19 protein-coding genes are annotated in these 19658 nt (G+C 67.8%); 6 read left to right on the plus strand and 13 right to left on the minus strand.

All coding sequences use genetic code 11. The annotated features are described in order from the left end of the window. The first annotated feature begins 111 nt into the window (after positions 1 to 111). Positions 112 to 786, plus strand: a complete 675-nt coding sequence (locus DL991_RS37310; RefSeq protein ID WP_125788994.1) for a class F sortase — start codon at positions 112 to 114, stop codon at positions 784 to 786. Positions 787 to 791: 5 nt separating this feature from the next. Further along, the gene (locus DL991_RS37315) at positions 792 to 1307 is read left to right on the plus strand and encodes a hypothetical protein (RefSeq protein WP_125788995.1); all 516 of its coding nucleotides are present in this window, start codon (positions 792 to 794) and stop codon (positions 1305 to 1307) included. Positions 1308 to 1608: 301 nt separating this feature from the next. Here the strand turns inward: DL991_RS37315 and glpK are convergent, their stop codons facing one another. Both glpK and DL991_RS37325 read right to left on the minus strand, forming a co-directional pair. After that, on the minus strand, positions 1609 to 3123 hold the full coding sequence (gene glpK, locus DL991_RS37320) for a glycerol kinase GlpK (RefSeq protein WP_125788996.1): 1515 nt from the start codon (positions 3121 to 3123) through the stop codon (positions 1609 to 1611). Between the two features lie 13 nt (positions 3124 to 3136). Further along, a complete protein-coding gene (locus tag DL991_RS37325; RefSeq protein WP_199746258.1) occupies positions 3137 to 3892 on the minus strand; it encodes an MIP/aquaporin family protein in 756 nt (251 codons plus the stop codon). A gap of 234 nt (positions 3893 to 4126) precedes the next feature. On the opposite strand from DL991_RS37325, the gene DL991_RS37330 reads away from it, so the two are divergent. Both DL991_RS37330 and DL991_RS37335 read left to right on the plus strand, forming a co-directional pair. After that, positions 4127 to 5866: a glycerol-3-phosphate dehydrogenase/oxidase gene (locus tag DL991_RS37330; protein WP_199746259.1), complete on the plus strand. Its 1740-nt coding sequence runs from the start codon at positions 4127 to 4129 to the stop codon at positions 5864 to 5866. A gap of 97 nt (positions 5867 to 5963) precedes the next feature. Then, entirely contained in the window at positions 5964 to 7427 is a 1464-nt protein-coding gene (locus DL991_RS37335) for an aldehyde dehydrogenase family protein (RefSeq protein ID WP_125788998.1), read from the plus strand. A 43-nt stretch (positions 7428 to 7470) separates the two neighbouring features. On the opposite strand, the gene DL991_RS37340 is transcribed toward DL991_RS37335, so the two are convergent. From DL991_RS37340 to DL991_RS37360, 5 genes are all read right to left on the minus strand, one after another. Then, the gene (locus DL991_RS37340) at positions 7471 to 8001 is read right to left on the minus strand and encodes a GNAT family N-acetyltransferase (protein ID WP_125788999.1); all 531 of its coding nucleotides are present in this window, start codon (positions 7999 to 8001) and stop codon (positions 7471 to 7473) included. Between the two features lie 21 nt (positions 8002 to 8022). After that, the gene (locus DL991_RS37345; RefSeq protein ID WP_125789098.1) at positions 8023 to 8397 is read right to left on the minus strand and encodes a DUF1707 domain-containing protein; all 375 of its coding nucleotides are present in this window, start codon (positions 8395 to 8397) and stop codon (positions 8023 to 8025) included. A 41-nt stretch (positions 8398 to 8438) separates the two neighbouring features. Beyond that, positions 8439 to 8897, minus strand: coding sequence for a DUF1707 domain-containing protein (locus tag DL991_RS37350; protein ID WP_125789000.1), 459 nt, complete (start codon positions 8895 to 8897; stop codon positions 8439 to 8441). A 46-nt stretch (positions 8898 to 8943) separates the two neighbouring features. Beyond that, positions 8944 to 10734, minus strand: a complete 1791-nt coding sequence (locus tag DL991_RS37355) for an acetyl/propionyl/methylcrotonyl-CoA carboxylase subunit alpha (RefSeq protein ID WP_125789001.1) — start codon at positions 10732 to 10734, stop codon at positions 8944 to 8946. 192 nt (positions 10735 to 10926) lie between these two features. Further along, complete coding sequence (locus DL991_RS37360) at positions 10927 to 11211, minus strand: SAV_915 family protein (RefSeq protein WP_125789002.1); 285 nt, start codon at positions 11209 to 11211, stop codon at positions 10927 to 10929. A gap of 83 nt (positions 11212 to 11294) precedes the next feature. Between DL991_RS37360 and DL991_RS37365 the strand changes: the two genes are divergently transcribed. Next, on the plus strand, positions 11295 to 11978 hold the full coding sequence (locus tag DL991_RS37365; protein WP_125789099.1) for a hypothetical protein: 684 nt from the start codon (positions 11295 to 11297) through the stop codon (positions 11976 to 11978). 424 nt (positions 11979 to 12402) lie between these two features. Here the strand turns inward: DL991_RS37365 and DL991_RS37370 are convergent, their stop codons facing one another. Further along, complete coding sequence (locus tag DL991_RS37370) at positions 12403 to 13767, minus strand: dicarboxylate/amino acid:cation symporter (protein WP_125789003.1); 1365 nt, start codon at positions 13765 to 13767, stop codon at positions 12403 to 12405. A gap of 100 nt (positions 13768 to 13867) precedes the next feature. Further along, complete coding sequence (locus DL991_RS37375) at positions 13868 to 14494, minus strand: nucleoside triphosphate pyrophosphatase (protein WP_125789004.1); 627 nt, start codon at positions 14492 to 14494, stop codon at positions 13868 to 13870. Between the two features lie 167 nt (positions 14495 to 14661). On the opposite strand from DL991_RS37375, the gene DL991_RS37380 reads away from it, so the two are divergent. Beyond that, positions 14662 to 16467 carry a glycoside hydrolase family 3 protein gene (locus tag DL991_RS37380; protein WP_125789005.1) on the plus strand — a complete coding sequence of 602 codons (1806 nt, stop codon included), beginning with the start codon at positions 14662 to 14664 and terminating at the stop codon, positions 16465 to 16467. Positions 16468 to 16599: 132 nt separating this feature from the next. On the opposite strand, the gene DL991_RS37385 is transcribed toward DL991_RS37380, so the two are convergent. The 4 genes from DL991_RS37385 to DL991_RS37400 form a co-directional block, all read right to left on the minus strand. Next, on the minus strand, positions 16600 to 18213 hold the full coding sequence (locus tag DL991_RS37385; protein WP_125789006.1) for a DHA2 family efflux MFS transporter permease subunit: 1614 nt from the start codon (positions 18211 to 18213) through the stop codon (positions 16600 to 16602). Further along, positions 18194 to 18820, minus strand: a complete 627-nt coding sequence (locus DL991_RS37390; RefSeq protein WP_125789007.1) for a PadR family transcriptional regulator — start codon at positions 18818 to 18820, stop codon at positions 18194 to 18196. Before DL991_RS37390 ends, DL991_RS37385 begins: the two co-directional genes overlap by 20 nt. A gap of 150 nt (positions 18821 to 18970) precedes the next feature. Continuing rightward, on the minus strand, positions 18971 to 19291 hold the full coding sequence (locus DL991_RS37395; protein WP_125789008.1) for a hypothetical protein: 321 nt from the start codon (positions 19289 to 19291) through the stop codon (positions 18971 to 18973). Beyond that, positions 19288 to 19494, minus strand: coding sequence for a DUF397 domain-containing protein (locus DL991_RS37400; RefSeq protein WP_125789009.1), 207 nt, complete (start codon positions 19492 to 19494; stop codon positions 19288 to 19290). The genes DL991_RS37395 and DL991_RS37400 overlap by 4 nt, the downstream gene beginning before the upstream one ends. Positions 19495 to 19658: the final 164 nt, after the last annotated feature.

Here is a 19658-nt window from a genome sequence, read left to right on the forward strand (position 1 = left end):
GTCCGGCCGCGCCCGGCGTCTGGCAGTCGTGGGGGTGAACGACGAGCCGGTCCTGTTCTGGGGGCCGGGACCGGTTCCGTCGCTCCCGCGCCGGTTCCGTGAGGGGTGAACATGAAGTCGACGTGGTGGCGAGGACGACGTGCGCCGTTGGTGCTCGCTGTCGTCCTGCTGGCCGTCCTGGCGACGCTGGCGATCGTCCTGTCCGGGCCGGGGGAGACCGGACAGGCCGCTCCGCCGCAGGTCGCAGCGCAGGCCGAGACCTCGACGCAGCCGAGTGCGGCGCCGGAGACCGGGCCGGAGCCTGCGGGCGGGGCCGTCGCCGAGGGGCTGCCCAAGGTCGATCCGCTCTCGATCGACGTGCCGAAGATCGAGGCGAAGTCCAGCCTGGTCCCGCTGGGGCTCAACGCGGACAACACCGTCGAAGTCCCGCCGATCACCCAGCCGATGCAGGCGGGCTGGTACGTGCACGGGCCGACCCCGGGGGAGGTCGGGCCTTCGGTGATCCTCGGGCACGTGGACGGGAACAAGCAGAAGGGCATCTTCTTCAGGCTGAAGGAGCTGGCGCCCGGAGACAAGGTCTCGATCGCCCGGAAGGACGGCAAGACGGCCGAGTTCGCGGTCACGAAGGTCGAGCGGGTGGCGAAGGACAAGTTCCCCACCGACGCGGTCTACGGCGACACCACCGAGCCGGAGCTGAGGCTCATCACCTGCGGCGGGGTCTTCGACAAGGCGTCGCACAACTATCTCGACAACATCATCGTTTTCGCCCGGTTGATCGCGAGGTGAGTTCCATGATCAGGTCCGCCTTGGTGGTGGCGTGCGGCGTGGCCTTGGCCGCCCCTGCCGTCGCGTACGCGCAGGACGACGTCCCGCCGACCACGACCTTCACCCCGCCGCCCACGCAGTACCCGTTCGTCGCCGTCTCACCGTCGAAGTCGACGGCGGGGGAGGACGTCCTGGTCTCGGTCGGCTGCGCGAAGGACGACTTCGGCGAGGTGAAGTCGATGGTGCTGGACCGGATCGGGACCTTCGAGGTGACCTCGGAGGATCCGGTGATCCTCGGCACCGTCGCGCATATCAGCGACAAGGCGAAGCCGGGTTTCTACGCGGTCAAGGCGACCTGCAAGACGACGACGGTGACGATCAACGTCGAAGTCGCGCCGGTCAAGACCCCGACCCCGACGCTGCCCCCGTCTCCGTCGGCCAAGCCGACGAAGGTGACGCCGCCGAAGGCGGTGCCCGCGGCCGGGCGGCGGCAGGTTTCGAGGATTCCGGTGGGGGCGCCGCAGACCGGTGGCGGGGCGTGAGTTGAGAGGTAAGGAAAACGTGTCGTGTCTCGGGCGAGACGGAGGGCTGGGTGACGCGACACCGCGTGTTGAGACTCCGGCACGAGCTACCGTCCCCAAGCACGCGAGTCACGCTTTGCCGAAGTACATGAAGGCCCCCTTCCTTGCGCTAGACGCAAGGAAGGGGGCCTTCATGTACTTCGCGACTGGCCGCCGAGGTCGCAGCCGTCTCGCTGTCACCAGGGATCACATCTGACGGTAGCGAAAGCCTCCTTCACTACCAGGAGAACGCGTACGCAGGAGCGACACTGGCCCCTCGGGATCAGCCCTCGTCGTCGACCCAGTCGAAGGTCTTCGTGACGGCCTTCTTCCAGTTGCGGTACTCGGATTCGCGGCGTGCCTCGTCCATCGACGGGTCCCACTGCTTGTCCTGCGCCCAGTTGTTGCGGATGTCGTCTTCGCTCTCCCAGAAGCCCACCGCGAGACCGGCCGCGTAGGCGGCGCCGAGCGCGGTGGTCTCGTTGACCACCGGACGGATCACCGGCACGCCGAGGATGTCGGCCTGGAACTGCATGAGCAGTTCGTTGACGACCATGCCGCCGTCGACCTTCAGCGACTTCAGCGGGACACCGGAGTCGGCGTTCATCGCGTCGATGACCTCGCGCGACTGGAACGCGGTCGCCTCCAGGACCGCCCGGGAAATGTGGCCCTTGTTGACGAACCGGGTGAGGCCGACGATCGCGCCGCGGGCGTCGGAGCGCCAGTACGGCGCGAAGAGGCCCGAGAACGCCGGCACGAAGTACGCGCCACCGTTGTCCTCGACGGTGCGGGCGTGCTGCTCGACTTCGGCCGCGGAGCCGATCAGGCCGAGGTTGTCGCGCAGCCACTGCACGAGCGAACCGGTGACCGCGATCGATCCTTCGAGCGCGTACACCGTGTCGTTCGAGCCGATCTTGTAGCAGACCGTGGTGAGCAATCCGTTGTCCGACATGACCTTCTCGGTGCCCGTGTTGAGCAGCATGAAGTTGCCGGTGCCGTAGGTGTTCTTCGCTTCACCCGGCGAAAGGCAGGCCTGCCCGAAGGTCGCCGCCTGCTGGTCGCCGAGGATGCCCGAGATCGGGACCCCGGCCAGCGCGCCCTTCTCGCGGACCTTGCCGTAGGTCTCCGAGGACGACCGGATCTCCGGCAGCATCGACAGCGGGACCGTCATCTCTTCGGCGATCCCGGCGTCCCATGCCAGCGTGTCGAGGTCCATCAGCATGGTCCGCGACGCGTTGGTCGGGTCGGTGACGTGCACGCCGCCGTCGACCCCGCCGGTCATGTTCCACAGCACCCAGGTGTCCATGTTGCCGAAGATGAGGTCACCGGCCTCGGCCTTCGCGCGGGCGCCCTCGACGTTGTCGAGGATCCACTTGATCTTCGGCCCGGAGAAGTAGGTCGCCAACGGCAGGCCCACCTTCGCGCGGTAGCGCTCCTGTCCGCCGCCCAGCGCCCCCAGGTCGCTGACGATCTTGTCCGTGCGGGTGTCCTGCCAGACGATCGCGTTGTACACCGGTTTGCCGGTGGTGCGGTCCCAGACCAGCGTGGTCTCGCGCTGGTTGGTGATACCGACCGCGACGATGTCGCCCGCGACCAGGTCACCCTTGGCCAGCGCGCCCGCGGCGACGGCCCGCGTGTTCTCCCAGATCTCTTCGGCGTTGTGCTCGACCCAGCCCGCCTTCGGGAAGATCTGCTCGTGTTCCCGCTGGTCGACGGCGACCACCCGCCCGGAGTGGTCGAAGATCATGCAGCGAGTCGACGTGGTGCCCTGGTCGATCGCGGCTACGTACGAAGTCATCGAAGCTCCAGTCTCAGGTCAGGTTGTGGACGGCGAGGAAGAGGAGGGCGGCCAGCGCACCGCCGACCAGCGGGCCGGCGACCGGGATCCAGGAGTAACCCCAGTTCGGGTTGGCCTTGTTCTTGATCGGCAGCAGGAACGCGTACGCGATACGGGGGCCGAGGTCTCGGGCCGGGTTGATGGCGTAACCGGTCGGGCCACCGAGGGACTGGCCGATGACCAGCACGACGAACGCTACACCCGCGTAGCCGAGCGCGGAGTTGCCGAAGTTCGGCGTGCCGCCTTCGCCCGTGGCGTTGGCGTAGACCGGGCTGAGCAGGATCCACGCGACCAGCACGAAGGTGCCGATGATCTCGGTGACGAGGTTCCACGCCTTGTTCGGGATCTGCGGCGCGGTCGAGAAGATGCCGAGCGTCTCGTCGCGTTGCGGATGGTCGTCGAACTGGAGTTTGTAGGCGGCCCAGCAGAGCACGGCGCCGAGGATCGCGCCGACCATCTGCCCGGCGAAGTAGATCGGGACGTCCGCCCACTTCGTCTTGTCCGCGATGGCGAGACCCAGTGTCACCGCGGGGTTGAGGTGCGCGCCGCTGGGCGCGGCGATGCTGGCACCGGCGAAGACCGCGAACGCCCACCCGAAGGTGATCATCACGACGCCACCGTTGTGGCCGTTGTTCTTGCGCAACACGTGGTTGGCGACCACGCCGTTACCCAACAGGATCAGGACCGCCGTTCCCAGCAGCTCCCAGACGAAGATGGCTCCCACACTCACCGCTTGACCTCCACTTTGGACATTCCGCGCAGGGTCGAACACGGTGTGCTACGGCGCCCTTGCCGACCCACGTCCGTGGCACGTTACCGTCGCGTATTTGTTCCTTCCAGGCATCGTGGGAACCAATCTTTCCAAGATCGACGAGGGTTACGCCACACGTGTCACCCGCATAACGGACCGGTCGCGGCCGATCGTGCGATGCTGGAGCCACAGCGGCACAAGGAGGAATGTCACGTGGCAAGCTCTCAGCGCGAAGCCGAAAACAGCCCCGCCAGGCTGGGACCGCTCAAGCGGGAAGAGTCTTGGCAGCGACTGGGTGAGGACAAGTTCGACCTCGTCGTCATCGGCGGCGGAGTGGTCGGGGCGGGCACGGCGCTCGACGCCGCCACACGCGGCCTGCGGGTCGCCCTCGTCGAAGCGCGCGACCTCGCTTCGGGGACGTCGAGCCGGTCCAGCAAGCTCTTCCACGGCGGGCTCCGGTACCTCGAACAGCTGGAATTCGGTCTGGTGCGGGAAGCCCTGCGCGAACGCGAACTGATGCTGACGACGATCGCCCCCCATCTGGTGAAGCCGGTCAGCTTCCTGTATCCGCTGACCCACCGGATCTGGGAGCGTCCGTACACCGCGGCCGGCCTGCTGATGTACGACACGATGGGCGGCGCGCGGTCGGTCCCCGGCCAGAAACACCTGAGCCGCGCGGGCGCGCTGCGGATGGTCCCGGCGCTGAAGCGGTCCGCGTTGATCGGCGGGATCCGTTACTACGACGCGCAATCCGACGACGCGCGGCACACGATGACCGTCGCCCGCACCGCCGCGCACTACGGCGCCGTGGTGCGCACCTCCACCCAGGTGGTCGGTTTCCTTCGCGAGGCCGACCGTATTTCCGGTGTCCGCGTGCGCGACGTCGAGGACGGCCGCGAGACCGAGATCCACGCCTCCGCGGTGGTCAACTGCACCGGCGTCTGGACCGACGAACTGCAGCGCCTTTCCGGCGGCCGCGGCCGGTTCCGCGTGCGGGCGAGCAAGGGTGTGCACATCGTCGTCCCGCGCGACCGGATCGTCTCGGAATCGGGCATGATCCTGCGCACCGAGAAGTCCGTGCTGTTCGTGATCCCGTGGCGCAACCACTGGATCGTCGGGACCACGGACACCGACTGGAACCTCGATCTCGCGCATCCCGCCGCGACGAAGCACGACATCGACTACCTCCTCGAACACGTCAACACCGTGCTCGCGACCCCGCTGACGCACGACGACATCGAAGGCGTCTACGCGGGACTCCGGCCTTTGCTGGCAGGGGAAAGCGAAGAGACGTCGAAGCTTTCGCGTGAACACGCGGTCGCCCGGGTCGCCCCGGGACTGGTCGCGATCGCGGGCGGGAAGTACACGACGTACCGGGTGATGGCGGCCGACGCCGTCGACGCCGCGGCCGTCGACCTTCCCGGCAGGCCGCAGTCGTCCATTACGGACAAGGTGCCGCTGCTGGGCGCCGACGGGTACCACGCGCTGGTGAACCAGGCCGACCATCTGGCGAGCGAGCACGGGCTGCACCCGTACCGCGTCCGGCATCTGCTCGACCGGTACGGCTCGATGGTGCACGAGGTCCTCGCGCTCGGCGAAGGACGGCCGGAGCTGTTGAAGCCGCTGGAGCATGCTCCGGACTACCTCGGCGTCGAGGTCGTCTACGCGGCCAGCCACGAGGGCGCGCTTCACCTGGAAGACGTGCTCGCGCGCCGGACGCGGATCTCGATCGAGTACGCGCACCGCGGTGTCGACTGCGCGGCGCAGGTCGCCACCTTGGTGGGCGAGGTCCTCGGCTGGTCGAAGGACGAGGAGAAGCGCGAGGTCGAGGTGTACAAGGCGCGGGTCGACGCGGAACGGAAGTCGCAGTCGCAGCCGAGCGACGAGGCCGCCGACGCGTTGCGTTCGGCCGCGCCGGAAGCGCGGTCCGGGATCATCGAACCGGTGAGTTGACCCCTGCTGCCGAGTCGTATGCCACGCGCGCAGAGATCGTTGCCTGATCAGGTGAATCTGGCATAGCGTCGGCCGTCCCGATACGGAAGGCGGCCTTGTGGTGTTTCTCGACTCGTCGACGTGGACGGACCGGATCTTCGCCGGGGGTTCCTGGGTGCCAGGGTCCGGTGGCGTCCGTGACGTCATGGAGCCCGCGACCGGTGCGGTGCTGGGAAGCGTGGGGATCGCCTCGGCCGAGGACGCCGCGAAAGCGGCCGAGACCGCGGCCGAGGCGCAGCGGGCCTGGGCCGCGACACCGCACGTCCAGCGTGCCGCCGTCCTGCGCAAAGCCGCTCGGCTGTGGTCCGAGTACGCCGACGAGATCCGCTGGTGGAACATCCGCGAGGTCGGCGCGGTGCCGGGAGTCGCGGGCTTTTCGCTGCACGTCGCCGAGCAGGAGTGCTACGAGGCGGCGGCCCTGCCCGGCCGTCCGTACGGCGAACTCCTGCCGAGTGAGGAGCCGCGGCTTTCGATGGCGCGCCGCGTCCCGGCCGGGGTCGTCGCGGTGATCTCGCCGTTCAACATGCCGATCATCCTGGGCATCCGTTCGGTCGCCCCGGCGCTCGCGCTGGGAAACGCGGTCATCCTCAAGCCGGATCCGCGCACCGCCGTCACCGGTGGCGTGGTCCTCGCCCGGATCTTCGAGGAAGCCGGTCTGCCGCCGGGCGTGCTGCAGATGCTGCCGGGCGGCGCGGACGTCGGCGAGACGCTGGTGACGCATCCGGCGGTGCGGGTCATCTCGTTCACCGGGTCGACCGGAGCCGGGCGCAAGGTCGGCGAACTCGCCGGAAAGCACCTGAAGCGGGCACATCTGGAACTGGGCGGGAACTCCGCGCTCATCGTGCTCGACGACGCGGACGTCGACGAAGCCGCCGGTGTCGCCGCGTTCGGCTCCTTCTTCCACCAGGGGCAGATCTGCATGACCACCGGGCGGCACCTCGTGCACGAGCGGCTCTACGACGACTTCGTCGAGCGGCTGGCGGCGAAGGCGGCCGCGTTGCGGGTGGGCGACCCGGCGCTGGACGAGGTCGCGCTCGGGCCGATCATCGACGCCGGACAGCGGGACAAGATCCACGAGCTGGTCACGTCCAGTGTCGCGGCGGGGGCGCGGGTCGCCGCCGGCGCCGAATACGACCGGCTGTTCTACTCCGCGACGGTGCTCGCCGACGTGCCGCCGACGGCGCCCGCGGTCGCCGAAGAGATCTTCGGCCCGGTCGCGCCGGTCGTGCGGTTCTCCGACGCCGAGGAGGCCATCCGCCTCGCCACGGCGAGCGAATACGGGCTCTCGCTGGGGATCGTCACTCGCGATGTCCTCAAAGGACTGGAGCTGGCCGACCGCGTCCCGACCGGGATCGTGCACATCAACGACCAGACCGTCAGCGATGAGGCGAACAGCCCCTTCGGTGGCGTCGCCGCTTCGGGCACCGGGAGCCGTTTCGGCGGCGCTGCGGCGAACATCGAGGCCTTCACCGAGACACGCTGGGTCACCGTCCGCAACCCGCCGCCCACCTACCCCTTCTGACCCCCTCGCAATTCGTCACCTACTTGCGAATCGCGGGAAAGGGTCAGGCGGTGCGGCGCCAGCGGATGAGGCGTTCCCCGGTCGGGGCCGGTTCCAGTTCGGGCCCGACCAGGGTGAACCCGCATTTGCGGGCGACCAAGGCGGAAACCTCGTTCGTCTCCTCGTAGCGGTAACTGACCTCGCGCAGGCCGAGCCCGCCGAAACCGAAGCGCAGGGCCGCGTTGAGCGCGGTGCTCGCGACGCCCTTGCCCCTGGACGCCGCACGCACCCAGACCGACGCCTCCGCGTACGCGGCGTCGAAATCGAGATCCCGCAGGCCGACCTCGCCCAGCAACTCGCCGGTCGTCGGCTCGGCCACCGCCCAGGAACAGCGTTCGTCACCGGCCCACTGGGCCGTGCGCAACGCGACGTACTCGGTCGCCTCGTCCAGATCCCGCAAACGGTAGTTCAGGACGTACTTGCGATGCGTCGGGTCGGCGAAGGCCGCGACCAGCGCCGGACGGTCGTCGAGTGCCTTGTCCGCCCGCAGCTGCCGCAGGTAGTACTCGCCCGCGTTGATCTCCACCGGTTCCACCCTTCGAGGGTAACCGGCCCTTCAGCGACGGCGGCTCATGATCAGCGCGACCGCCAGCGGCAGCAGGAAGACCAGGAACGTCCCCCGGGTGAAGAAGAACAGCGCGATCGCGACCGCCGCCGCGATCGGCACGGCGCTGGCCGTCAGCCATTTCGACGGCGGAGCGTCGTTCTTCGCGGACGCCTGCGCCACACCGGGCATCGGCGGCAGGGGGAGCAGCGCGCCGGGCCGGGGCGAGGGCAGGTCCGTGAACAGCGGTTCGAGATCACTCACCATCCGCGCGGCGCTGACCTTCGCCGACCGCGAACCGAACTCGTCGAGGTCGAGTCTGCCGGTGCGGACATGTTCTTCCAGCGCTTCGAGCGCGTCTTGGCGTTCGGCGTCGCTCAGCCGCATGTCCGGTCTCTCGGCACTCACGACCCGAGTCTACGGGCGGATCAGCCGTCCAGTTCCCGCCGACGTTGTTTCCCGAGCTTCTTGTGCGCGTTGTCCCAGCCCTTGCCCCAGATGCCTTCGCCGACGGCGCTGATCCCGATCGGGACGAGGATGAACCACCAGGTGACACCGGTGGTGATGATGAGCGCGATGGAGGCGATGAACAGGATCGGCAGGAGCGCGCCCATGATCCGTTGCATCGGCGGGATGTCCGCCCACGCCGGTTTCTCCGGTTCGCTCACGGCGACCTTGGGCGCGTCGAGAAGCGGATGTGGTTCGGGCAGGTCCGCGAAGATCCCGGACAGTTCGCCGCGGGTCTTGGCTGCGGTGACCTGTGCGGACCGCTCGCCGAACTCGTCGATGTCGATCCGGCCCACGCTCATGTGCTCGCCGAGCGCGGTCAGCGCGGACTCACGATCCTGATCACTGATCCGCAGCCGCGGAGACGGAACCTCGCTCACCTTTTCGATGGTAGGCCGAGCGAGGCCCCGTCAACCACGACAATCGTCAGTCTTTCAGCTCGAACAGCTGGGTTCCCTGGGTGACCGCCGCGCCGACCTCGACCGAAAGACCGGTCACGGTGCCCGCTTTGTGCGCGGTGACCGGGTTCTCCATCTTCATCGCTTCGAGCACGACGACCAGCTCGCCCGCTTCGACCTGCTGGCCCTCTTCGACGGCGACCTTGACGATGGTGCCCTGCATCGGCGCGGTGACCGCGTCGCCGCTCACCGCGGCCTTGGTGCCGCCCGCGCGCTTGCGCGGCTTGGCCTTCACGGCCGTCCCGCCGCCACCGGCGTCGAGCGAGAAACCGCCGGGAAGCGACACTTCGAGTCGGCGGCCGCCGACCTCGACGACGACGTTCTGGCGAGGCTGTTCTTCCTCGGCCTCGGCCGCTTCCGGTGCCACGAAGGGCTCGATCCGGTTGTCGAACTCGGTCTCGATCCAGCGGGTGTGCACGCTGAAACCGTTCTCGTCGCCGACGAAGGCCGGGTCGTTCACGATCACCCGGTGGAACGGCAGGACCGTCGCCATCCCGTCGGCGACCATCTCGGCCAGCGCGCGGCGGCTGCGCTCGAGCGCGTTCTGCCGGTCCGAGCCGGTGACGATCAGCTTCGCGAGCATCGAGTCGAACTGGCCGCCGATGACGCTGCCGGATTCGACACCCGAGTCGACCCGGACTCCGGGACCGCTGGGCGCGACGAACTTCGTCACGGTGCCGGGCGCGGGCAGGAACCCGCGGCCGGCGTCCTCGCCGTTGATGCGGAATTCGATCGAGTGGCCGCGCGGTTCCGGATCCTCGGTGATGCGCAGCTTCTCGCCGCGCGCGATGCGGAACATCTCGCGCACGAGGTCGAGGCCCGTGGTCTCCTCGGACACCGGGTGTTCGACCTGGAGCCGCGTGTTGACCTCGAGGAACGAGATCGTGCCGTCGACCGCGACGAGGTACTCGACGGTCCCGGCGCCGTAGTAACCGGCTTCCTTGCAGATCGCCTTCGCGGACTCGTGGATGCGCTTGCGCTGGTCGTCGGTCAGATACGGCGCGGGTGCCTCTTCGACCAGCTTCTGGTGGCGGCGCTGCAACGAGCAGTCCCGGGTGCCGACGACGATGGCGTTGCCGTGCTGGTCGGCGAGGACCTGGGCTTCGACGTGGCGCGGCTTGTCCAGGTAGCGCTCGACGAAGCATTCGCCGCGGCCGAAGGCGGAGATCGCCTCACGCGTCGCGGATTCGAAGAGCTCCGGGATCTCCTCGCGGGTGCGGGCGACCTTCAGCCCGCGGCCGCCGCCACCGAACGCCGCCTTGATCGCGACGGGCAGGCCGTGCTCGTCGGCGAAGGCGATGATCTCGTCGGCGTTCGCGACAGGGTCCTTCGTGCCGGGCACGAGCGGGGCTCCGGCGCGCAGCGCGATGTGGCGCGCGGTGACCTTGTCGCCGAGGTCGCGGATGGACTGCGGGCTCGGGCCGATCCAAGTCAGCCCCGCGTCGATCACGGCCTGCGCGAAGTCCGCGTTCTCGGAGAGGAACCCGTAGCCGGGGTGGACGGAGTCCGCGCCCGACCGCTTGGCGGCGTCGAGCAGCTTGTCGAAGACGAGGTAGCTCTCGGCGGCGGTGGTGCCGCCGAGGGCGAAGGCCTCGTCGGCGAGGCGGACATGGGGTGCGTCACGATCCGGATCGGCGTAGACGGCCACGCTGGTCAGCCCGGCGTCCTTCGCCGCCCTGATCACCCGTACCGCGATTTCCCCGCGGTTCGCGATCAGGATCTTGGTCACCGGACCACCTGTGCCGGCCTGCTCGGTCACGCCGTACCTCCTGCGTTCGCACGTCGGGCCGCCCCGATGCGGCTCCGCAGCAGTTTACGGAAATTCCCACCCCGATTAGTGAGAGCAAGGCCACCTAGTTGCCCCTGTTTATATCAGCGCGACAGGTCGGTCCGGTTCTTCTATCAGGCTTTACATCAGCGCGACGGGTCGGTCCGGTTCTTCTATCAGGCTTTACACCAGCGCTTCGCGGTGCCGCAGTTCTTCCGGAAGGTCGGAGTCGAGCACGATCAGGTCGTACGGCTGGGCCTGGTGGACCCGCCCGAGGTGCTCGGACTTGACCAGCGCCCACGGCTGATGCGGGCCGCAGCACTCGACAAGGCGCTGCACGGTGCTGAAGGCGATCAACGCCGTCCGGCCGTCCTTGGTCGTGCGAAGTTCGATCTCGGCGCTCGTGAAGTCCTTCGGCTTTTTCGCCGTGGGAAGGAACAGGGCGTTGGGCAGTCCGGGGTTCGTCACGGGAACAACATAGCCGTGCACTCTGCGCTAGATCACTTACGCTCTCGGATATGCGGACTCAGGAAGCGCGGGCGCCGCGATCCGTGCTGTTCACCGCGCTGCTGGCGGTGGTGGTGACGGCGGGCGTGATCGTGGCCGTGATCCTGCTCCGCCCGGCCGCACCGATGCCCGCCGGAGGCCCCGGCGTGCCTCCTGTTTCCGACGGCGCCTCGACCGCGCCCAGGGTCAACTGCGGCGACTCGGCCTGCCGGGAGATCGGCGCGATGACCGTCGGCGGGCTTCCCGTCGTGCTGCTGGCCGACGACGCGGGGAAGCAGGGCGTGGTCCGGATCGGCGCGGACACGGTGTACCCGCTGATCGTCAACGACATGGGGGTCACCCTCAAGGGTGATTCTTTGCGCTGCGTCGACGGCGCGACGCCGGTCTGTCTGGTGCGCGGCGAAGTGGGCGGCGGCTCGGCGGGCGAATTGTTCGTCGCGCGCGGCGGGATCTGGCGGGACACCGGGAAGCCGTACTTCTCCGACGCCGGGACGGTCGCCCTGAACGACGTGACCGCCGACGGGATCGCGGACGTCATCGTCGTGCGGCACGAGTGCCCCGGCGCGCAATCCGGTTCGGCCCGCTGTCAGGCGGCGCCGGTGCTCGCCGAGGTCTACGACGTCGCCCGCGGTTCGGTGGGCTGCACGCGGCGGTACACCGCGCCTTCGGAGCTGCGGGGGTGGCCGGACGTCCGGCTCACCAAGGCGGACCTGCGGGCTTGCCCCTGAAAGGGAGCAAGGGACCTTTGCTATCACTTCTCTCAATGTCGAGAGAAGTGATAGCAAAGGTCCCTTGCTGGCGTTGCTGAGCTTGCCTGAGTAACTGGCTTGTGGAGCCCAGAAGTCCGTGAAGGGCCTCCTGGTCCCTCAAGGAGGCCTTTACGGACCGTCGGATCGCCTCGGTGACCCCGGCACCCCCACACGTCACAGCGGTCCCTCCGCAAAACACCCGAATCGGGCACTGTCATCCCGGAACTGTCCCCTGTGGACAGTCGAGGAGGCGCCAGGTCGCCGTGACAAGCTCGCCCCGGCGGCTCCAGCACTCACTTGACCAGCGGTTTTGCGACTTGCCGGAACCCTGCGTCTAAGTACATGAAGGCCCCCTTCCTTGCGTCAGACGCAAGGAAGGGGGCCTTCATGTACTTAAAGAACCTCAAGCACCCGCAGCAGCAGGCGCCTTCGCAGAGGTAGTAGCCGCTTCGCCGTCGGAGGTGGGCGAAGGGTCCGTCGGCGAGTTGAGCACGTCGTCGTCCAGCAGGCCTTCGCTGCGGGCGACGACCACCGGCACGACGATCTGGCCCGCGACGTTGGTCGCGGTCCGCATCATGTCCATGATCGGGTTCACCGAGTAGATCAGCGCGATCCCGAGCGCCACCTGCTGCGCGTCGAGCCCGATGAACGCGGTGGTCAGGGTCAGCGCGGTCAGCCAGCCGGTGGTGCCCGCGGTGGCCAGCGCGCCGAGCACGGCGACCACGACGATGCCGGCGTACTGCCAGATGTTCAGCGAAACGCCGGACAGGTTCGCGATGAAGATGGCGCCGATCGCGGGGAACACCGCGGCGCAGCCGTCCATCTTCGTGGCGCTGCCCAGCGGAGTCGCGAAGGCGGCGTACGCGGGCTGGACGCCCAGGTTCACGGCGGACTGCCGGGTCAGGGGCAGCGTCGCGCCTGAAGACTGCGAAGCGAACGCGAACTGGATCGCCGTGCCGGCCTTCGAGAAGAACGTCAGCGGGCTGACCTTCGCCACGAACTGCAGCAGGATCGGGTAGACCACGAACAGCACCAGCAAGCAGCCGACGTACACCGCGAGAGTGGTGGACAACAGCGGCCGGAACAGGGCGTCACCGTAGTTCGAGACCGCGGCGCCGATCAGGCCGATGATGCCGATCGGGGCGAGCCGCACGACCCAGCCGAGGTAGCGCTGGATGATCTCGAAAACGCTCGTGGTGAAGTCGACGAACGGTTTGGCCTTGTCGCCGAGGCTGTAGGCCGCCGCACCGATCAGCACCGCGAGGAACAGCACCTGAAGTGTTTCACCCTCGGTGAAGGCGGTGAAGAAGTTCTTCGGCAGGAAGCCTTCGACGAAGGCGCTCCAGGAGCCCCAGTTGTCGACGCTCTTGGTGGCCTTGTCGGCGTTCTTCGCGGTCGCGGCGACACCTTCGCCGAGGCCGCCGCTGCCCGGGTTGAACAGCTTCGCGACGGCGATGCCGATCAGCGACGCGATGAACGAGGTGATCGCGAACCACAGCACGGTCTTGCCGCCCAGCCGCGCGGCCTTCTTGCCGCCGCCGAGGTTGCGCAGGCTGTTGATGCCGACCACGATCGCCGTGAAGACCAGCGGGATCACCGCGATCTGCAGCAGCGTCGTGAAGATCGTGCCGATCTGGTCGAGCAGGTCGGTCAGCCAGCTCGCCTCGGTCGTCCTGGCGAGCACGCCGAGCAGGGCGCCCACGACTAGCGAGCCGAGGACCGCCGCCGCGAAGACCTTTGGCCTTGTGTAGGTCCGAATGAAAGACACGGGGCGACTCCGGTGCGTGAAAGTTTCCTGATTTCCCGAACGTGAAGAACGTTCGGCGAGGCAGGACTCTTCCGGATCACCCGATCGTGTGGGAGTCGTCTCAGGATGCGGGACGGGTCCACAGGTCGATGACGCTGACGCCGACTTCGGTCAGCAAGCGTCGCGTCAGCGGCAGGCTGATGCCGATGACGCTCGAGAAATCGCCGTCGATGCCCTCGATGAACCAGCCGCCGAGCCCGTCCAAGGTGAAACCGCCCGCCACCTGAAGCGGTTCGCCGGACGCGATGTAGGCCTCGATCTCTTCTTGTGACGGCGTGCCGAAGCGAACAGTGGTGCCTTCGGTCCCGGAGGCTTCCTTCGTCCTCACGCCGTCCTCGACGCGGATGATCGCGTGGCCGGTGAGAAGTTCACCGGTCTTGCCCGCCATCGACGCCCATCGCTCGCGCGCGGCCTCCGGCGTGATCGGCTTCCCGACCATCTCGCCGTTGATCGACAGCATCGAATCGCAGCCCACGATGACCATGTCGGTGTGGCCGCCGAGTGCCTCGAAAACCGCTTCGGCCTTCGCGGCGGCGAGCGCGCGGACCAGCTCCTCCGGCGCCGGATCGGTCAGGGACGCGGCGACGGCGTCCTCGTCGACGCCGGAGACGACGACGCTCGGGTCGAAGCCGGCGGAACGCAGGACGCCGAGGCGGGCGGGGGACTGGGAAGCGAGGACGAAACGCACCTGGAGGAAGGTACTCGACGGCTTGCCGTTGCCTAATTGTGACCTGGAACACCCGAACGTGGAGCTAGTTTGTTGTGGCGCGCAACATATGGATTGTTCGAGCTACGGAGGAACCAATGCCGTCCCGCCTCCGCGTCAGAAGATCGCTTCGCACGACGCAAACCACAGTGCTCGCAGGACTGCTCCTGGCCGGTTCGGCCCTGGCGCCGATGGCGTCCGCCGCCCCCGGGCCGGTCTACAAGAATCCCCACGCTTCGACCTCCGCACGGGTGAACGACCTGCTCAAGCGGATGAGCCTCGACGACAAGATCGGCCAGATGACCCAGGCCGAACGCGGCGCGGTCACGCCCGATCAGGCCGCCGCGCTCAAACTGGGGTCCTTGCTCTCCGGCGGCGGCTCGGTGCCCGCCAGCAACACGCCGAACGGGTGGGCCGACATGGTCGACTCGTACCAGAAGGCGGCGATTTCGACGCCGCTCGGCATCCCCACGCTCTACGGCGTCGACGCCGTGCACGGCCACAACAACGTCTACGGCGCGACGATCTTCCCGCACAACATCGGCCTCGGCGCGGCCAACAATCCGCGCCTGGTCGAGAAGATCGGCCGTGCGACAGCGCTGGAAGTCGCCGGAACCGGTCCGCAGTGGGACTTTTCGCCGTGCCTGTGCGTCGCCCGTGACGATCGCTGGGGCCGGACCTACGAATCCTTCGGCGAATCCCCGCGCGACGCCATCGCCAACGCGTCGGCCATCACCGGCCTTCAAGGGCGCAGGCTCGGCGAGAAACCGGGATCGGTGCTCGCGACGGCGAAGCACTACGTCGGCGACGGCGGCACGGCGAACGGCATCGACCAGGGCGACACCGTGATCAGCGAACGCGAACTGCGCCAGATCCACCTGCCGCCGTTCCGCGAGGCGATCGACCGCGGCGTCGGTTCGGTGATGATCTCGTTCTCCAGTTTCCAAGGTGTGCGCATGCACGCCGAGAAGTACCTCATCACCGACGTCCTCAAGAAGGAACTCCGGTTCTCCGGCCTGGTGATCTCGGACTACAACGCGATCAACCAGATCGACGGCAAGGAAGGCTTCACTCCCGAAGAGGTGCGGCTCTCGGTCAACGCGGGCATCGACATGTTCATGGTCCCGTGGGACGCGCCGCAGTTCATCGCCTATCTCAAGGCCGAAGTCGAGGCGGGCCGTGTCTCACGCGACCGGATCGACGACGCGAACCGCCGCATCCTGGCGGAGAAGTTCAAGCTCGGCCTGTTCGAGCGCCCGTACACCGACCGTTCGCTCCAGAAAACGTTCGGCAGCAAGGAACATCGCGAACTGGCCAGGCAGGCCGTCCGCGAATCCCAGGTACTGCTGAAGAACAACGGTGTGCTGCCACTGGCGAAGAAGAACAACAAGATCTTCGTCGCGGGCAAGAACGCGAACGACATCGGTAACCAGGCGGGCGGCTGGACGCTCACCTGGCAAGGCCAGAGCGGCCCGGTGATCCCGGGCACGACCATCCTCGACGGCATCAAGTCGGGGGCGGGGAAGGGAACCACGGTGACCTATGACCGTGCGGGTAACGGAATCGACGGCAGCTACCGGGTCGCCGTCGCCGTGGTGGGCGAAACGCCGTACGCCGAAGGACAGGGAGACCGTCCGAACGGCTTCGGACTCGACGCGGAAGACCTCGCCACGATCGCCAAACTGAAGAGCACCGGGGTCCCGGTCGTCGTGGTGACCGTGTCCGGGCGCCCGCTCGACATCGCTCCGCAACTGCCGCGGTTCGACGGGCTTCTCGCCGCTTGGCTCCCTGGCAGCGAAGGCGCCGGCGTCGCCGATGTCCTTTACGGCGACTACAACCCGACCGGGAAGCTGACGTTCAGCTGGCCGACCAGTGCGGCGCAGGAACCGGTGAACGTCGGCGACGGCAAGAAGGCGCTGTACCCGTACGGCTACGGCCTGCGGTACCGCCGGTAGGTAGCTTCCGCCCTCCCGCGGATGAGGAACGGTCCTTTCCTTGCAAATTTCGCAAGGAAAGGACCGTTCATTGCGTCGGCGGTGGGTCCCGGTCACGCAAGTAGGTGACGAATTGCGGGCGGGGGCAAGGGGTCAGGCGGCGCTGGCGGCGGGTTCCAGGACGGGGGAGCGAGGCGCCCGCGAAGCGGGGCGGCGCATGGTGAGCGCCGCGAGCACGCCCAGCACCAGCACCGCGGCCGGGAGCAGCAGCGTCACCCGCGCCGCGTCGGTAAGTCCACTGTGGACGGCGTCGAGCGCGAGCCGTTGCGCCTGCTCGGCGACATCGGAAGACAGGCCGGGGAACGCCGTCGGCCCGGAAGAACCGAACTCCCCGGTCGACTCCGCGGCCTTCGCGACGCCTTCCGCGAACGGCGCCCGATACTGCTCCGGCAACGCGCTCGCGGCCGACGCCGCCTCGTCGGCGATCGAAGCGCTGATCCGCGCCTGCAGCAGCACGCCGACGGCGGCGCTGCCGAGTACGCCGCCGACCTGGCGGGCGGTGTTGAAGATGCCCGACGCGGTCCCGACGAGCCGCGGTTCGACCGAACTCATCGCCAGGTTGCCCATCGGCGCGAAGATGAACCCGATTCCGAGGCCGGCCACCAGCAGCGCCGGGGTGAGTGTCCACGCGTTCGTTCCCGCCCGCGCGATCAGCGCCACCAGGCCCAGCCCCACGGCCAGCGCCGCCAGTCCGATGATCAGCAGGAACTTGCCGTTGACCTTGTCCGAAGCGCGGCCGACGAACGGGCCGATCATGCCAGCCAGCAAGGACATCGGCGCGAACAGCAACCCGGACATCGTCGGTGATTCGCCGAGTACGGCCTGGATGTAGATCACCAGCGGCAGGAACATGCCGGTCATCGCGAAGCCGACGGTGACCGCGGTCAGCGCCCCGGCCGAGAAGTTGCGGTTCGCGAAGACACCCAGTGGCAGCAACGGTTCCTTGCGGTTGAACCGTTGCCACAGCACAAAAGCGACCAGCAGCGCGACGCCGGCGCCGATGATCTCGAATACGGTGATCGGCCCGAACACGCGGCCCCACTCGTAGTGCTGCCCATTTTGGACGCCGTAGACGACCAAGAACAAGCCTGCGCCGGACAGCAGGATCCCGGGAACGTCGAAGGAATGCGAGTGTTTCGGCTGCCAGTCCGGCACCTTGAGCAGCGCCAGCGCGAACGCGACCACGCCGACCGGCAGATTGACGAAGAAGATCCATTCCCAGCCGAGGTGGTCGACGAGCACGCCACCGAGCAGCGGTCCGGTGATGGCAGCGATGCCGGCGACACCGCTCCAGAGTCCCATCGCGGGGCCGCGTTTCGACGGTGGGAACAGGTGGCTGATGAACGCCAGCGTCTGCGGCGTCATCAAAGCGGCCCCGAGTCCCTGCACCGCGCGGGCCGCGATCAGCATCTCCACCGAACCGGACAGGCCGCACCACAGCGAGGCCAGGGTGAACACCACGAGCCCGGTCAGGTAGACGCGTTTCGGGCCGAAGCGGTCGCCGAGGCGGCTGGCGAACAGCATCGGCACCGCGTAGGTGAGCAGGTAGACGCTGATCACCCAGACGATCGCGTTCAGCCCGGCGCCGAGTTCGCGCAGCATCGCGGGAATCGCGGTCGAAACGATCGTGGTGTCCAGCAGGATCATGAAGAAACCCAGGCACAGCGCGGAAAGCGCCGCCCACGGGTTAGCTTGTCTTGCGTTCATCGGTGTCGTCCTCGGTGACCAGGTTGAGGTGCGGCGTGCAGTGGCCCTGGAACCCGATGCGACCGGATTCGAGGTCCTCGATCAGCTTCTGGGTCCACTCGAGCTCGAAGGCGCGCCGCGCGGTGGCATAGGACCAGTCGAGCCAGTAGACCTCGGGGAGCTTGTGCTCCTTGACCAGGTTTTCGAGCACGACCTGATCGGAAGCGATGGCGGCCTGTAGCCGCAGCACGCGGTGTTTGAGCTGGGTGAGCGTCATTTCCGGGCCGAGTTCGTCGATGACGGCGAGCGCGCTGAGGTACTCGGGGTACTCCTCGGCGGGCGTGGCCAGCATGTCCTGCGCCCGGTCGACGAACTCGTCGCGACCGGCCTCCGTCATCGCGTACAGGGTGCGCTCGGGGCGTTTCCCGTCCCGCTGTGTCTCGACGATCTCGACGAAACCGTTCTCCGCCAGGCGGTCGACCGTGTGGTAGAGCGAGCCGGCCTTCACTTTGACGCGCGTGCTGACGTAGCGCTCCTTCATCAGCTGCGCCATCTCGTACGGATGCATGGGCCGCTCGTGAAGGAGTTCCAGCACCGCCATGGCGAGCGGGGTGAGCTTCGCGGCCATGATGATCCTCTCGGAAGATTCCGTACTGATTATTCCGAGTGGACTATATGGCAGGGCGCGGCCGGGCTCAAGTACGGGGTTCGCGTGCTTGGAGGCGTGACTCGCGTGTCTGGAGGCGTAACTCGTGTGTCTGGAGGCGTAACTCGCGGGTCAGTTCAGCGGTCTCGGGCCGATTTCGCGTTCGAGGAAGCGGTGGTACTCGATGGCCGCGATCGAATTCTCCAGCTGTTCGAACGTCGGCGCGGGCAGCGCGCCGTTGAAGACGATGGTCAGGCTCTTCCGCGGGATGTTGATGACGTACGGATCGACGTCCAGCTCCGCGCAGTACTCGCGGAGGACGGCCGTCCAGCGGTCCAGGTCCTCGTCCTCACCGAGGTGTTCCCAGCGCGCGACGATCCAGTTGCCGTTGATCAGCTGGCCCGCCATCTCCCGTGGATGGTGGACCATGTACGGCTCGGCGACGTCGTTCATCGGCCAAGGTGCTCGAGGAGCGCGGCGAAGGACTCGGACGGCAGCACCAGGATGGGCCGGGTCTCGTCCGGCATCGCCCACTGTTTGGTGTCCCGGATGCCGACCAGGCCGGGCGCGGCGCCGACCTCGACGCAGGCGTTCTCTTCCCAGTGCGTGTAGGTCGACTTGTGCCAGCCGGTCATGTTCTCGTGCCAGGTGGTCATCGGAGGCCCTTTCCCCAGTGACTGTTTCGGCAAGTAGACGGGTTGCGCGGCAGCAAAGTTGGCGAGATCGGGTGATCTGTGCCCGCTGGTCGGTGAACGGCTTCGGTGATCGCGTTCGGCGCACGAAAGTGGGCCTTCACCGACAGCTGCTTTACTCACGATGC

The sequence above is a fragment of the Amycolatopsis sp. WAC 01375 genome (genome assembly GCF_003947325.1).
Lineage (GTDB): Bacteria > Actinomycetota > Actinomycetes > Mycobacteriales > Pseudonocardiaceae > Amycolatopsis.

Excerpts from the sequence above, each read along its gene's own strand:
- DL991_RS37345 (WP_125789098.1), bottom strand. The coding sequence starts at position 8,397 with ATGCGGCTGAGCGACGCCGAACGCCAAGACGCGCTCGAAGCGCTGGAA.
- glpK (WP_125788996.1), bottom strand. The coding sequence starts at position 3,123 with ATGACTTCGTACGTAGCCGCGATCGACCAGGGCACCACGTCGACTCGC.
- DL991_RS37400 (WP_125789009.1), bottom strand. The coding sequence starts at position 19,494 with ATGACCACCTGGCACGAGAACATGACCGGCTGGCACAAGTCGACCTAC.
- DL991_RS37395 (WP_125789008.1), bottom strand. The coding sequence starts at position 19,291 with ATGAACGACGTCGCCGAGCCGTACATGGTCCACCATCCACGGGAGATG.
- DL991_RS37315 (WP_125788995.1), top strand. The coding sequence starts at position 792 with ATGATCAGGTCCGCCTTGGTGGTGGCGTGCGGCGTGGCCTTGGCCGCC.
- DL991_RS37310 (WP_125788994.1), top strand. The coding sequence starts at position 112 with ATGAAGTCGACGTGGTGGCGAGGACGACGTGCGCCGTTGGTGCTCGCT.
- DL991_RS37390 (WP_125789007.1), bottom strand. The coding sequence starts at position 18,820 with ATGGCCGCGAAGCTCACCCCGCTCGCCATGGCGGTGCTGGAACTCCTT.
- DL991_RS37385 (WP_125789006.1), bottom strand. The coding sequence starts at position 18,213 with ATGAACGCAAGACAAGCTAACCCGTGGGCGGCGCTTTCCGCGCTGTGC.